Origin of the sequence: Nocardioides bizhenqiangii, assembly GCF_034661235.1 — a bacterium.
Taxonomy (GTDB): domain Bacteria; phylum Actinomycetota; class Actinomycetes; order Propionibacteriales; family Nocardioidaceae; genus Nocardioides; species Nocardioides bizhenqiangii.
On sequence record NZ_CP141059.1, the window covers coordinates 3,422,533 to 3,435,520 of the forward strand.

Genomic DNA, 12,988 nt, shown 5'->3' on the forward strand with positions numbered 1-12,988 from the left:
CCCTCAGACGAGCAGGGTGACGACGAGCGCGACCGCGAGCAGGCACAGGGCCGCGATCTCCGGCCACGCCCAGTCTCTCTGCACGTCGGCGGCCCGGGCCTCCTGCTCGTCGGAGTAGGGCTTGACCCCCAGCCGTTCCCGGGCGTCCTCGGCCAGCTTCTGGATCCGGCGCTCCGCGAAGCCGCCGTACGAGAGCGCGCCGAGCTCCTCGCCGGTGTCGCCGGTGTGCCGGTCGTCGCGCATGCCCTGCCGCCGGCTGCGGCTGATGCCGGCGTTGGTGTAGCGGCGACCTCCGACGCTGACGACGAGCCACTGGCGGATCACGAGTTGCTCGATCGCGGCCAGCGGGATGCGGACGGTGTTGAGCGGGTTGCGGAGCACCAGCCGGTCGCCCTCGACCGCCACCGAAGGACGGAGCACGGCGACCCACAGCAGCATGGCGACGATGCCGCAGACGATGTACGCCGGGGCCTCGTAGCTGTCGTCGATGCCGGTCGCGCCGACGAGGACGAAGACGGCGACGATCACCAGTCCGATGACGCCGAGGATCCGGGTGCTCTGGACGGTGAACCGCTGGACCTGCTCCTCGCCCACGAGCGTGCGCTCCTTGTCCTTCGAGAGTTATCGTCTGACAACTCCCAAGCCTATGCTGGGGTGATGCCAGCCACCGCCGCCACGGAGTCGCCTCAGGGGCTCGCAGCGTACGCCGACGTCACGACCAGCGAGGCCTCGCTGCGCCGCTTCCTGCACGGCCTGCCCGGCGTCGACCAGGTCGGCGCCGAGGCGCGGGCCGCCGGGCTCGGGACCCGGTCGATCAAGACCACCGCCAAGTCGATGGCCCTCGACCTGGCGATCACCATGGTCGACCTCACCACCCTCGAGGGGCAGGACACCCCGGGCAAGGTCCGGGCGCTCGCCAACAAGGCGCTGCGGCCCGATCCCTCCGACCCCTCGTGCCCGTCGGTCGCGGCCGTCTGCGTCTACGGCGACCTGGTCGGTCCCGTGAAGGAGATCGTCGGCGACCGGGTCAACGTGGCCGCCGTCGCCACCGCGTTCCCGAGCGGCCGCGCGTCGATGGAGATCAAGCTCGCCGACACCCGCGACGCCGTCGCCGCGGGCGCCGACGAGATCGACATGGTCATCGACCGCGGCGCGTTCCTCGCCGGCCACTACCTCCAGGTCTTCGACGAGATCGTGGCGGTCAAGGAGGCGTGCCAGCGCCCCGACGGCAGCCACGCCCACCTCAAGGTGATCTTCGAGACCGGCGAGCTGCAGACCTACGACAACGTGCGCCGCGCCTCGTGGCTCGCGATGCTCGCCGGGAGCGACTTCATCAAGACCTCCACCGGCAAGGTCCAGCCGGCGGCGACGCTGCCGGTCACGCTGGTGATGCTGGAGGCGGTCCGCGACTTCCGGGAGGCCACCGGCGTCCAGATCGGCGTCAAGCCGGCAGGCGGCATCCGCACGTCGAAGGACGCGATCAAGTACCTCGTCATGGTCAACGAGGTGGCCGGCCCCGACTGGCTGACCCCCGACTGGTTCCGGTTCGGCGCCTCCACCCTGCTCAACGAGCTGCTGATGCAGCGCACCAAGCAACAGACCGGCCGCTACAGCGGTCCCGACTACTTCACCCTCGACTGAAGGCACCGACATGGTTTCGACAGGCTCAACCACCGAGGCATCAGGCACCACCACCGGGGCACCCATCTTCGACTACGCCCCCGCCCCCGAGTCGCGGGCGATCGTCGACATCAAGCCGTCCTACGGCCTGTTCATCGACGGCGAGTTCGTCGACGGCCACGGCACCTCGTTCAAGACGATCAACCCGGCCACCGAGGAGACCCTCGCCGAGATCGCGGAGGCCGACGAGGCCGACGTCGACCGGGCGGTCCGGGCCGCACGCAAGGCGTTCCGCGGCTGGTCGCGGATGCCGGGCAGGGAGCGCGCCAAGTACCTCTACCGGATCGCGCGGATCATCCAGGAGCGCAGCCGAGAGCTCGCGGTGCTCGAGTCGATCGACAACGGCAAGCCGATCAAGGAGAGCCGTGACGTCGACGTACCGATCATGGCGGCGCACTTCTTCTACCACGCTGGCTGGGCGGACAAGCTGGAGTACGCCGGCCTCGGGTCCAACCCGCAACCGCTCGGCGTCGCCGCGCAGGTGATCCCCTGGAACTTCCCGCTCCTCATGCTGGCGTGGAAGATCGCGCCCGCCCTCGCCTGCGGCAACACCGTGGTGCTCAAGCCCGCCGAGACGACGCCGCTGACCGCGCTCCTCTTCGCCGAGATCTGCCAGCAGGCCGACCTGCCGCCGGGCGTCGTCAACTTCGTGACCGGCGCCGGCGGCACCGGCCAGACCCTCGTGTCCCACCCCGACGTCGACAAGGTCGCGTTCACGGGTTCGACCGCCGTCGGCAAGGCGATCGCCCGCTCGATCGCCGGCACCCCGAAGAAGGCCACCCTCGAGCTCGGCGGCAAGGCCGCCAACATCGTGTTCGACGACGCACCGATCGACCAGGCCGTCGAAGGCATCGTCAGCGGCATCTTCTTCAACCAGGGTCACGTCTGCTGCGCCGGGTCGCGGCTGCTGCTGCAGGAGTCGATCGCCGACGAGGCGATGGCCAAGCTCAAGCGCCGGATGAGCACGCTGCGCGTCGGCGACCCGCTCGACAAGAACACCGACATCGGCGCCATCAACTCCGCAGCGCAGCTGGCCCGGATCCGGGCGCTCGCCGAGATCGGCGAGGACGAGGGCGCCGAGCGCTGGTCCCCGCCGTGCGAGCTGCCGTCCTCGGGCTACTGGTTCCCGCCGACCGTCTTCACCGGGGTCTCCCAGGCCCACCGGATCGCCCGCGAGGAGATCTTCGGCCCGGTGCTGTCGGTGCTGACCTTCCGGACCCCGGCCGAGGCCGTGGAGAAGGCCAACAACACGCCGTACGGCCTGTCCGCCGGGGTGTGGACCGAGAAGGGCTCCTTGATCCTCCACATGGCCGACCAGCTCCGCGCGGGCGTGGTCTGGGCCAACACGTTCAACAAGTTCGACCCCGCCAGCCCGTTCGGCGGCTACAAGGAGTCGGGCTACGGCCGCGAGGGCGGCCGCCAGGGCCTCGCGGGCTACTTGAAGGCAGGTATCTGATGGCCCGGATCGACGTCCGCAAGACCTACAAGCTCTACATCGGCGGGGCGTTCCCCAGGTCGGAGTCCGGTCACTCCTACGAGGTGCAGGACAGCAAGGGGAAGTTCGTGGCCAACGCCGCCAAGGCGTCACGCAAGGACGTGCGGGACGCGGTCGTCGCCGCCCGCAAGGCGTTCCCGGGCTGGGCCGGCCGCACTGCGTACAACCGCGCGCAGATCCTCTACCGGATCGCGGAGGTCATGGAGGACCGCCGGCCGCAGTTCGTGCAGGCGGTCCAGCAGTCCGAGGGCCCTTCGACAGGCTCAGGACGAGCGGCGGCCGCGGCCGGCCGCCAGGTCGACGAGGCCATCGACCGTCTGGTCTGGTACGCCGGATGGGCCGACAAGCTCGGCCAGGTCGTCGGCAACGCCAACCCCGTGGCCGGGCCGTTCTTCAACCACTCCGCACCCGAGCCCACCGGCGTCGTCGGCGTGCTCGCGCCCCAGGCGTCGTCGCTGCTCGGCCTGGTGAGCGTGGTCGCCCCGGTCATCGTCACCGGCAACACATCGGTCGTCGTTTCGTCGTACTCCCGCCCGCTGCCGGCGGTCACCTTCGCCGAGGTGCTCGCGACCTCCGACGTGCCGGGCGGCGTGGTCAACCTGCTGACGGGTGACGCGGCGACCCTCGGCCCCTGGCTGGCGGCGCACATGGACGTGAACGCGATCGACCTGACCGGCATCGCCGGTGACGAGGAGACGGCGACGGCGCTCGAGGTGGCGGCCGCCGACAACCTCAAGCGGGTCCGCCGCGCGCCCGCGGCCGAGCCCTCCTGGGCCGACGCTCCGGCGCTGGCGACGATGACCGACTTCGTCGAGACCAAGACCGTCTGGCACCCGATCGGCGTCTGAGCACGCCCGTTCTGACTAGGAGATCCCCGCCGTTAGGCGGTGGAGGTACCCCCGCGCGCCGGTAAGACTTCGAGTCGTACCCGTTGTCACATTTGGTCAATTGTGAGACGGTACCGGAACTGATACCAAAGTGACGGGCGTGTCGCCCGTTACCAAGACTGGGGGTCATGGTATGGGGCTTCGACCCAGAAGCACCTCGTCGATCGTCGCGATGCTGGCGTTGGTGGCCGGCCTGACGACCGTCGCCACCAGTGGCACCCCCGCAGGCGCTGACGACGGCGACGGGACGTCTCAGGCGACCACCACCAGGCTCAAGCCGGCGCTGCAGGGCCTGGTCGTCACGCAACCCCAGGCCCTCTCGACCGTCCCGTACGCCGACTTCGGCTCGATGAAGCTGCCGTGGAACACCGTCGAGAAGCGGCCCGGGGTCTACGACTTCTCAGCAGTCGACCAGGCCCTGGGGGCCCATCCCGGGGTCCAGTTCCGCCTGCGGTTCATGGCCGGGATCCACGCCCCGCAGTGGGTCAAGGACGACTCGGGCGGCTGCGTGCTGATCGAGCCGAACTCCCCGAACGGCAACACCGGCTGCGCTCCGCGCTTCTGGACCGATTCCTTCCACCACGACTACGTCGCGCTGATGCGGGCGGTCGCCGCCAGGTACGAGTCCGACCCGCAGGTCGTCGAGGTCACCAACAGCGAGTGCACCACGGTGTACTCGGAGCCCTTCATCCTGGGGGCCGACAACACGTCCATCGACCGGTTGTGGCGCGCGGGGTACACCAAGCAAGGGCACGAGACCTGCCTGCGGCGCTCGACCAGCGCGATGATGAGCCTGCTCCCGACCACCCGGGTGTCCGTCGCCGGTCACAGCAAGTGGCAGTTCATCGTCCAGGGACCCGGCGGGCCGGACGACGGCATCTACGCGGCGTCGTGGGAGGACGAGCGGGCGATGCTCAACGAGCTGAGCGCCGCCTACGGCAGCCGGTTGGTCCTCGACGACCACGGCCTCGGCCCCGACGACACGGTCTGTCCGACGCCCGGCCAGTCCCGCCCGACCGCGACCAGCTGGTACTGCTACATGTCGGGGCTCCACGCCTCGCCGGCGGCGTACGGGTGGCAGTTCACGCTCAACGGCGGTTCGATGGCGGCCGCCGCCGACGCCGGCGTCGGGATGGGTGCGTGCTTCCTGGAGTACGCCGCGTTCCAGTCCCTCGACGTGACGAAGCGCCGTCAGGTCCACGACGACCTCCTCACCAACTGCGCGGACGCGGGCACGGACCCGGGCACGGACCCGACCCTCACCAACGAGACCGCTCCGCAGGTCACCGGCACGCCGGAGCTCGGTCAGCAGCTGACGGCCGACCCCGGCACCTGGTCCGCCCAGCCGGAGACCGTCTCCTACCAGTGGCTGCGCATGGGCAGGCCGATCTTCGACGCGACCGATCCGACGTACTGGGTGCGTCCGGCCGACGCCGGCCGCCGGATCACGGTCCGGGTGACGGCGACCCACGCGGACTACGCCGACGGCCAGGCAACCAGCGCGCCGCTGCGGGTGGCGAGGCTCGACACGAACACCCGGGCCCGGCTGCCGAAGAAGCTGTGGCACTCGCGCCGGCCGAAGGTCGTGATCGCGGTGACGGCCGAGGGCGCCCCGGCGTGGGGTCGGGTCATCGTCACCAGTCACGGCCGCCGGGTCGGGGCGGCCCGGCTGCACAACGGCTGGGTCAGGCTGCAGGTGCACCGGATGAAGCCCGGTCGGCACCGGCTGATCGCCCGCTTCCCGGCGAACGCGGCGATGAAGTACTCGAGGTCGGCACCCATGCGGGTGATCATCAAGCGCTGAGGGCACCCGTCTAAGGTGGGTCGGTGCCCGCCCGTGTGATCGTGCTCGCCGGCCCGTCCGGCTCCGGGAAGTCCCGGCTCGCCGAGCGGCTCCGGCACCGGTTCGGCTGGCCGACGATGCGGCTCGACGACTTCTACCGCGACGGCGACGAGCCCGACCTGCCGCGCATCACCAGCGGCAGCAACGCCGGCCTGGTCGACTGGGACCACCCCGGCACCTGGCACCGCGAGGACGCGGTCGCCGCGCTGCTCGAGCTGTGCCGCACCGGCGCGACCGACGTGCCCGAGTACTCGATCTCCGAGAGCCGTCGCACCGGCGCCCAGCGGCTCGACATCGGCCGGGCGGAGGTCTTCTGCGCGGAGGGGATCTTCGCGCCCGACGTGGTGCAGGCCTGTCGCGAGGCAGGCGTGCTCGAGGCGGCGTACTGCATCACCCAGCACCGCGCCGTCACCTTCTGGCGCCGGCTGACGCGCGACCTGCGCGAGCACCGCAAGCCGCCGTTGGTGCTCGTGCGTCGCGGACTAGCGCTCGCCCGCGCGCAGCGCGAGGTGGTACGGCGCGCGACCGACGTGGGCTGTCGGGTGGCGACCGGCGACCGTGCGTACGACGAGATCGTGGCCGACCACCGCCACAACGGCCGGAGCAGCCAGGGCAGCCGGCGTGGACTGGCCGGCTGACCTGCGTCCGGCCGCGCTGAAGCAGCCGGATGCGCGCAGCTGCGGCGCCGCCAGCGTGGTCGCGGCGAGGGTCCTCCTGACGTCCTGGCGGCCGGACGATCCCGGGACCGCGATCCGGTCCGAGCACCGTCGGCTGACGTCCTCGCACAGCCACCGCGAACGGTTCCAGGTGCCGTGGCCGCGACGGCTCGGCACCCCGCCCTGGGCGGTCGCCAACGCCCTGACCGCGCTCACGGGCGAGCGGATCGCGACCGTGAACGCGCGGCCGCGCCCGGGCCTGGGCTACGACGTGCTGGTCGAGCAGGTCCGCACCCGCCCTGTCGGCGTGTACGTCGGCAACCGGTGGCTCCCCCGCCACGTCGTCCTGGCGATCGCCGCGGCCGACGACGGCGCCGCCGTCCGCGTCTTCGACCCAGCCCGCGGCGACCTGGTCGCCGTGCCGCGCGAGCGCTGGCAGACGCATCGGGTCGGCGCCGGCCGGTGGTCCCACCTCTGGTTCGTCCTGTAGCCCCCGCCGACCCGGCGCGTCTGAACGAGCCGGGTCGGCGTTCAGATGAGCCGGGTCGGCGTTCAGATGAGCCGGGTCGGCGTTCAGATCAGCCGGGTCGGCGTTCAGATCAGCCGGGTCGGCGTTCAGATCAGCCGGGTCGGCGTTCAGATGAGCCGGGTCGGAGGGTCAGCGGTGGTCGGCGTACCAGGGCTTGATGACGTCCATGATCAGCCGGTAGCGCTCGTCGTAGGGCAGGAAGGCCGACTTCATCGCGTTGACGGTGAGCCACTCGACCTTGGGCAGTCCCCACCCGAACGCCTCGCAGAGCAGCCGGTGCTCCTCGGTCATCGACGTGCCGCTCATCAGCCGGTTGTCGGTGTTGACGGTCACCCGGAACCGGAGGTCGGCGAGCAGACCGATCGGGTGCTCGCCGATGGAGGTCGCGGCGCCGGTCTGCAGGTTCGACGACGGGCACATCTCGAGCGGGATCCGCTTGTCGCGGACGTACGACGCGAGCCGGCCGAGCTTCGCCGTGCCGTCCTCCGCCACCGCGATGTCGTCGATGATCCGGACGCCGTGGCCGAGCCGGTCTGCGCCGCACCACTGGACCGCCTCCCAGATCGACGGCAGCCCGAACGCCTCGCCGGCGTGGCACGTGGCGTGGCCGTTCTCCTGGCGGACGTAGTCGAAGGCGTCGAGGAAGCGGGTCGGCGGGTAGCCGGCCTCGGGACCGGCGATGTCGAAGCCGGCGACGCCCTGGTCGCGGTAGCGGATTGCCAGTTCGGCGATCTCCAGCGAGGGCGCGGCCTGCCGCATCGCGGTCACCAGCTGACGTACGACGATCCGGCCGCCGCTCGCCTCGACGCCCTGGTCGAACCCCTCCTGGACGGCGGCGACCACCTGGTCGAGGGTCAAGCCCTGCTGGACGTGGAGCTCGGGGGCGTAGCGGATCTCGGCGTAGACGACCCCGTCTGCTGCGAGGTCCTCGGCGCACTCGCGCGCGACCCGGGTGAGCGCCGCCGCGCTCTGCATCACCCCGACGGTGTGCTCGAACGTCTCGAGGTAGCGCACCAGCGAGCCGGAGTCGGCGGCCTCCGCGAACCAGACGCCGAGCGCCTCGGCGTCGGTGGTCGGCAGCTCGTGGCCGGCCTCCGCGGCGAGCTCGACGATGGTCGCCGGCCGTAGCCCACCGTCGAGATGGTCGTGCAGCAGGACCTTCGGCGCGGACCTCAGCTCGTCAACGGTGGGCACGCGTGTAGGTTCCATGCCGAGCATTGTTCCACCGGGTCAAACCAGCCAGGTACCAGTCATGAAGGAGACGGCCGATGCGGGTCTTCACAACGTTCGATGAGCTCGAGGCGGCCGCCGGCGAGGAGCTCGGCACGAGCGAGTGGATCACCATCGACCAGCGGCGGGTCAACCTGTTCGCGGACGCCACCGGCGACCACCAGTGGATCCACGTCGACGTCGAGCGCGCCAAGGACGGGCCGTTCGGCGGCACCATCGCGCACGGCTACATGACCCTGGCGCTCATCCCGTGGCTCGGCAGCCAGGTCTTCAAGCTGGCGACCCCCGGCGCCAAGCTCAACTACGGCATCAACAAGGTGCGCTTCCCTGCCCCGCTCCTCGTCGGATCCCGCATCCGCGCCCGGCTGACGATCACGAGCGTCACCGACATCCCCAAGGGCAAACAGCTCACGGTGCAGCACACGATCGAGATCGAGGACCAGGAGAAGCCGGCCTGCGTCGCCGAGACCGTCGTTCTCCTGCTCCCGAACTGAAGGGCTAGCCGACCAGCGACCCGGCCGGCTGGCGCGAGCCGGGCACCAGCTCCTCGACCAGCGCCTCCGTCTCGGCCTCCAGCTCGGCACCGCGGTCCGACAGCACGACCCACATCTCGTTGACCGCCGCCACGACACCGGGTCCGCCAGGACCGTCGTACTCCGTCCGCAGCAGGTCACGCCACAGCAGCTGCGAGTGCGGCACCAGCCGCAGCCCGGCACGAGCCGCCGCGGCCGCGCCGTCGGGGTCGTCGGTGGACAGCTCGACCAGACGGTGCGCCGCCGCCTCCACGGTGTCGGCGATCGTGGTGTCCAGGCGGGTGCGGGCCAACCAGGAGTAGCGCCCGAGCTCGCGACGGTCGAGGAACGGCCCGCGGATCAGCTGCAGCGCGCGGCGGAGCAGCTCCATCTCGGTCCTGATCGCGGACCCGAGCGACCGTTGGACCAGCGTGCAGAACGCGTGCCAGTCGACCGCCACGTCGTCGGCGAGGAACAGCCTGCCCTCGTCGTTCTCGCGCAGCAGATAGCTGCCGTCGGTCGCATGACCCAACCAGTCGCGCACCCGCTCGATCGTCGCGTCGCGCACCTCGGGGGTGACGCCCCGCGGCCACACCGAGGCGGCGAGCACGCTCGGGTGGACCGGCGCGGTCTGGAGAGCGAGGAAGGTCGCGACCTCGGTCGCGAGCCCGAGTCGGACCTCGTCCATCTGGCCGGGCACCCGGGTCTCCAGCGGACCGAGGACGCCGATCCGGACCGCGGCGGATGCCCAGTGCGCATCGTCACCCGGACGCGGAGGCCGCGGGGTCAGCACGCCGGCCGTCGCGGGCGCCCGCTGCTCGCGCGCCGCGGCGAACAGCCCGGCCAGCTGGGCAGCCGTGCGCTCGGTGAGGCGTACGGCGGTCACGGCGATGTCGAGCAGCGGCAGCGCCAGGTGGCCCGACTCGTCGACGGTGAGGTGCCAGCGAGTGCCCGGGAGCTTCCCGACAGCGACCACGCCGAGACCGCGGTCGCCGGTGCGGATCATCGGCTGCAGCCGGTCGACCAGCGCGTCGTCGGGGACCGCGCCGAGCATGAGGTACTGCGGGGTCAGGTCGGCCTGACGACCCATCCGGCCGGACAGCACGTCCTGGCTGGTGCGGTCGGGACGGTCGGCCTCGAATCCGGTGACCAACGCGGCCAGGTCGTCGACCACCGTGAAACTGGTGTCGGAGATGTCGGAAAGGACGGGCGACAGCTCGTAGGAGTGCACCACCTGGTCGTCGGACCACGGGGAGGTCACCAGCTGCACCGCCAGCGCGGAGACCACCTCGCGGGCCACGGCGTCCGAGCCGCTGACCGACGCCGGGCCACCGACCGCCTCGAGGTCGATCAGCACGTCGGCGCCGTCGTCGTCACGGCCGATGCACACCAGGCCGGGGTACGGCGCGCTGCCGACCGGCCCCTGGTCCGCCTCCGCGGCCTCGCGGTCGAGCCGCCAGCGCCGGCCTTCCTTGAGCGGGATCCACGGTGCCGGCGGGTTGGTGGCCGCGGGCGCGATGCGGAGCTCGATCTCGTCGTCGTCGACCGTCACGGCGTAGACGGGCGGCAACGGGATGCCCTCGGCCCGGGCGCTGACGACCAGGCGGCGGAGGGCGCGGTCGACGCGCTCGGCGCGGTCGATGTCGGCGCCGACGAGCATCGCGACCTCGGCCTCGATCTGGGACGTCGACGGGTCGGCGCCGCGTCGGCGCCGACGCTCGGCGGCGAGCGCGCCGGCCAGGGTCGCTGCGAGCAGGCCGCCGCCGAGCAGGTCGCCCGCGAGACCGTCGTACCTGGCCTCGACCGTCTCGACGTCCTCGCGCTGCTCCTCCGCGCCGTCGACGACCGGGGCCCGGTCCTGGCGACCTCCCTTGTCGTCGTCGCGCGGGCTGAGCACCCGGTCCGCACCGACCGCGTCGTCCGGCAGCACCAGCACCCAGCCGGGCTGGATCAGCCGGCCGATGACCAGCTCGCCGCCGTCAGGCTGCGGGCGGCCCTTGTTGAGCTCGAAGATCTCCTTCCAGCGTCGGCCGTCGCCGAGGTGCTCCTCGGCGATGTCCCACAGGTTGTGGTGGTAGCGGCCCTCGGGCGGCTTGACGGTCACGACCTTGCGACCGAGGACCTGGCCGGCCGCCTCGGAGAGCTCCTGCTTGGTCTCGGTGTAGATCGCGGGCGCCACGAAGTCGTCGGGTGTGGGCTGCTGCATCGGCCGGCCCGGCTGGTCCGCCGTGTTCTGCGCGGGCTGTACTGCGACGGTGGGGTCGCGGTGGACGGGCCGACCACTGTCCTCCGCGGACGCGGCGCCGGAGCTCCCGATGAGCGAGGCGCCGACGAGGACGGTGCCGACCAGGGCCCGCGCCAGCGCCTGCGACCGACCCGACAGTGGCACCGGGCGGGGCAGGCCACCACCGCGGAGGAGCGACACCGCCTCGACCACGACGCACGCCGCGAACTGCAGCCAGGCCAGCCAGACCACGACGAGCAGCACCACGATCAGCGCGTCGAACGTCAGCGGCTGGGTCAGGTCGTCGCGGGAGGGGAGGCTCGTCGGATAGGGCGGCGGGCCCTGCCACATCCAGAGCCCGACAGGGACGCCGACCAACAGCACCGCCAGCGCGAGCAGTGCTCCGATGACGGCCAGTGGCGAGGACTTCTTCCTCGCCGCGCCGGCCGGGGCGTCGAAGCGCTCGGGCCCGCGGCGCGCGGTGCCGGACTGGTCGGTGGCGTTCATGGAAGGACCTCTGCTTCCGCGACTGCGGTGGCTTCGATGTCGAACTCATCGATGTTGATCAGGTTCAGCATCACGGTGGGGACCGTGTCGTGGGCGGTGACGGTCACGGTCTCGTCGGTCACGTCGATGTCGATGCGTTCGTAACCTCGCCCAGCCAGCAGTGCGAGGGCGCGTTCGTGGGCTTCGGCCCGGTTGATCACGAGTACGCCTTCATCGCGGAGCCGGAGCTCGTCGGTCGCCTGCGCGCCTGCGACCGCGGCGGCCTCGACGTCGTCGGCGAGGGTCATCTTCGCGTTGAGCGCGCCGCCGCCGTCGACGACGAGGCCGGCGACGACCACCAGGGTGATCGACATGCCGACGACGAAGGCCGTCGCCGTGCCGCGCTCGTCGCGGTGTCTGTCGGGTCTCATTCTTCGTACTCCCGATAGGGGTCGAGCCGGACGTGGGACTCGGCATCGATCTCGACATGTCCCGGGAGCCCGAGCAGCCCGAGGTCGCCGTACGGCACCTTGCAGGTGAGTCGGATGCTCACCGTGCCGTCCGGCCCGTAGTCCGGGCTGAGGAAGGCATAGTTGCAGTCGGACCCGTCCAACGAGGCGCGATACGTCGACCAGGCGGCCTGCTCGGCCTCACCCCGGCTGTCCTCGAGCGACGCAGCCCGGGCCGCGTCGCGCGCTGCGGCCTGGATGTCGCCCTCGACGCTGACGTACCGGCCCCCGGCGACGACCAGCATCACGAACATCATGAGGATCGGCGCCAGGATCACCAGCTCGACCGCCATCGAGCCGCGTTCGTCGAACCGCCGGAGTCGGGTCATGGCGCGTCGTCCTGGAATTCCTCGAGAGGGCCCTCCACCGTCTGGCTGACCTCCGGGGCGAGCCCAGGCACGATCTCCTGTGCGTGACCGGTCACCGTCACCCGGACCCGGCCGTCGCCGATCGGGGTCACCGTGATCTTGGGGTCTTCGAGCACACCTTGGCCGATGTTCGCGGCGTACTGGTAGCCCTCGGCGTACGCCCGCCCCCTGTCCTCCGGATAGACCCGCGCCGTGCGCGCGGTCTCGCGCGCGACCGCGCTCGCCGCCTGGTTGCCGAACCAGACGAGCGAGAACTGCACCGCGATCAGGATGACGAGCATCAGCAGCGGCATGTAGAGCACCAGCTCCACGCTGCTGACGCCCGAGTCATCCCGGCGCTGCCGGCGAGGACGTGGGTTCATGTCAGCGGTTCATGTCAGAGGTTGATGTCTTTGGCTCTGCCCTCGATGCGATCGGTGATGATCGCGGTGACTGCTGCGGCGATGGCGATCAGCGCCAGCGTGATGAGGACCCACTCCACGGCGGAGACCCCCCGCTCGTCGTTCCTGGCGCGGGCGATCTGGCCGCGCACCATGATCCAGAGGTAGTGAACTTCGGGACTCATTTCC

At 71.3% G+C, this 12,988-nt stretch carries 14 protein-coding genes; 7 read left to right on the top strand and 7 right to left on the bottom strand.

What is annotated here, in order from left to right; translation table 11 throughout:
* Window positions 1–3: 3 nt before the first annotated feature.
* On the bottom strand, window positions 4–594 hold the full coding sequence (locus tag SHK19_RS16660) for an Asp23/Gls24 family envelope stress response protein (protein WP_322456453.1): 591 nt from the start codon (window positions 592–594) through the stop codon (window positions 4–6).
* Window positions 595–657: 63 nt separating this feature from the next.
* Here SHK19_RS16660 and deoC point away from each other — a divergent pair, with 63 nt between their 5' ends.
* From deoC to SHK19_RS16690, 6 genes are all read left to right on the top strand, one after another.
* Window positions 658–1,641, top strand: coding sequence for a deoxyribose-phosphate aldolase (gene deoC, locus SHK19_RS16665; RefSeq protein WP_322456452.1), 984 nt, complete (start codon window positions 658–660; stop codon window positions 1,639–1,641).
* A gap of 10 nt (window positions 1,642–1,651) precedes the next feature.
* Entirely contained in the window at window positions 1,652–3,136 is a 1,485-nt protein-coding gene (locus SHK19_RS16670) for an aldehyde dehydrogenase family protein (RefSeq protein ID WP_322936899.1), read from the top strand.
* Window positions 3,136–4,023: an aldehyde dehydrogenase family protein gene (locus SHK19_RS16675; protein ID WP_322936900.1), complete on the top strand. Its 888-nt coding sequence runs from the start codon at window positions 3,136–3,138 to the stop codon at window positions 4,021–4,023. Before SHK19_RS16670 ends, SHK19_RS16675 begins: the two co-directional genes overlap by 1 nt.
* Window positions 4,024–4,195: 172 nt before the next feature.
* A complete protein-coding gene (locus SHK19_RS16680; RefSeq protein ID WP_322936901.1) occupies window positions 4,196–5,866 on the top strand; it encodes a hypothetical protein in 1,671 nt (556 codons plus the stop codon).
* 23 nt (window positions 5,867–5,889) lie between these two features.
* The gene (locus SHK19_RS16685; protein ID WP_322936902.1) at window positions 5,890–6,543 is read left to right on the top strand and encodes an ATP-binding protein; all 654 of its coding nucleotides are present in this window, start codon (window positions 5,890–5,892) and stop codon (window positions 6,541–6,543) included.
* Window positions 6,527–7,051, top strand: a complete 525-nt coding sequence (locus tag SHK19_RS16690) for a hypothetical protein (protein ID WP_322936903.1) — start codon at window positions 6,527–6,529, stop codon at window positions 7,049–7,051. The genes SHK19_RS16685 and SHK19_RS16690 overlap by 17 nt, the downstream gene beginning before the upstream one ends.
* Window positions 7,052–7,219: 168 nt before the next feature.
* On the opposite strand, the gene SHK19_RS16695 is transcribed toward SHK19_RS16690, so the two are convergent.
* Window positions 7,220–8,299, bottom strand: coding sequence for an adenosine deaminase (locus SHK19_RS16695; protein ID WP_322936904.1), 1,080 nt, complete (start codon window positions 8,297–8,299; stop codon window positions 7,220–7,222).
* A 59-nt stretch (window positions 8,300–8,358) separates the two neighbouring features.
* On the opposite strand from SHK19_RS16695, the gene SHK19_RS16700 reads away from it, so the two are divergent.
* On the top strand, window positions 8,359–8,814 hold the full coding sequence (locus tag SHK19_RS16700; RefSeq protein ID WP_322456445.1) for a MaoC family dehydratase: 456 nt from the start codon (window positions 8,359–8,361) through the stop codon (window positions 8,812–8,814).
* A gap of 4 nt (window positions 8,815–8,818) precedes the next feature.
* Here SHK19_RS16700 and SHK19_RS16705 read toward each other — a convergent pair whose 3' ends face one another.
* From SHK19_RS16705 to SHK19_RS16725, 5 genes are read right to left on the bottom strand one after another with little or no spacing between them, the layout of a single operon-like run.
* On the bottom strand, window positions 8,819–11,563 hold the full coding sequence (locus SHK19_RS16705) for a hypothetical protein (protein WP_322936905.1): 2,745 nt from the start codon (window positions 11,561–11,563) through the stop codon (window positions 8,819–8,821).
* The gene (locus tag SHK19_RS16710; protein ID WP_322936906.1) at window positions 11,560–11,973 is read right to left on the bottom strand and encodes a hypothetical protein; all 414 of its coding nucleotides are present in this window, start codon (window positions 11,971–11,973) and stop codon (window positions 11,560–11,562) included. The genes SHK19_RS16705 and SHK19_RS16710 overlap by 4 nt, the downstream gene beginning before the upstream one ends.
* A complete protein-coding gene (locus tag SHK19_RS16715; RefSeq protein ID WP_322936907.1) occupies window positions 11,970–12,380 on the bottom strand; it encodes a TadE/TadG family type IV pilus assembly protein in 411 nt (136 codons plus the stop codon). The genes SHK19_RS16710 and SHK19_RS16715 overlap by 4 nt, the downstream gene beginning before the upstream one ends.
* On the bottom strand, window positions 12,377–12,781 hold the full coding sequence (locus SHK19_RS16720) for a TadE/TadG family type IV pilus assembly protein (protein ID WP_322936908.1): 405 nt from the start codon (window positions 12,779–12,781) through the stop codon (window positions 12,377–12,379). The genes SHK19_RS16715 and SHK19_RS16720 overlap by 4 nt, the downstream gene beginning before the upstream one ends.
* Window positions 12,782–12,795: 14 nt before the next feature.
* Window positions 12,796–12,984, bottom strand: coding sequence for a hypothetical protein (locus SHK19_RS16725; RefSeq protein ID WP_322456440.1), 189 nt, complete (start codon window positions 12,982–12,984; stop codon window positions 12,796–12,798).
* Window positions 12,985–12,988: the final 4 nt, after the last annotated feature.

What these genes read in the sequence shown, in the direction of transcription:
- deoC (WP_322456452.1), top strand. Translation starts at nt 658, where the DNA reads ATGCCAGCCACCGCCGCCACGGAGTCGCCTCAGGGGCTCGCAGCGTAC.
- SHK19_RS16670 (WP_322936899.1), top strand. Translation starts at nt 1,652, where the DNA reads ATGGTTTCGACAGGCTCAACCACCGAGGCATCAGGCACCACCACCGGG.
- SHK19_RS16675 (WP_322936900.1), top strand. Translation starts at nt 3,136, where the DNA reads ATGGCCCGGATCGACGTCCGCAAGACCTACAAGCTCTACATCGGCGGG.
- SHK19_RS16680 (WP_322936901.1), top strand. Translation starts at nt 4,196, where the DNA reads ATGGGGCTTCGACCCAGAAGCACCTCGTCGATCGTCGCGATGCTGGCG.
- SHK19_RS16695 (WP_322936904.1), bottom strand. Translation starts at nt 8,299, where the DNA reads ATGGAACCTACACGCGTGCCCACCGTTGACGAGCTGAGGTCCGCGCCG.
- SHK19_RS16700 (WP_322456445.1), top strand. Translation starts at nt 8,359, where the DNA reads ATGCGGGTCTTCACAACGTTCGATGAGCTCGAGGCGGCCGCCGGCGAG.
- SHK19_RS16705 (WP_322936905.1), bottom strand. Translation starts at nt 11,563, where the DNA reads ATGAACGCCACCGACCAGTCCGGCACCGCGCGCCGCGGGCCCGAGCGC.
- SHK19_RS16710 (WP_322936906.1), bottom strand. Translation starts at nt 11,973, where the DNA reads ATGAGACCCGACAGACACCGCGACGAGCGCGGCACGGCGACGGCCTTC.
- SHK19_RS16715 (WP_322936907.1), bottom strand. Translation starts at nt 12,380, where the DNA reads ATGACCCGACTCCGGCGGTTCGACGAACGCGGCTCGATGGCGGTCGAG.
- SHK19_RS16720 (WP_322936908.1), bottom strand. Translation starts at nt 12,781, where the DNA reads ATGAACCCACGTCCTCGCCGGCAGCGCCGGGATGACTCGGGCGTCAGC.
- SHK19_RS16725 (WP_322456440.1), bottom strand. Translation starts at nt 12,984, where the DNA reads ATGAGTCCCGAAGTTCACTACCTCTGGATCATGGTGCGCGGCCAGATC.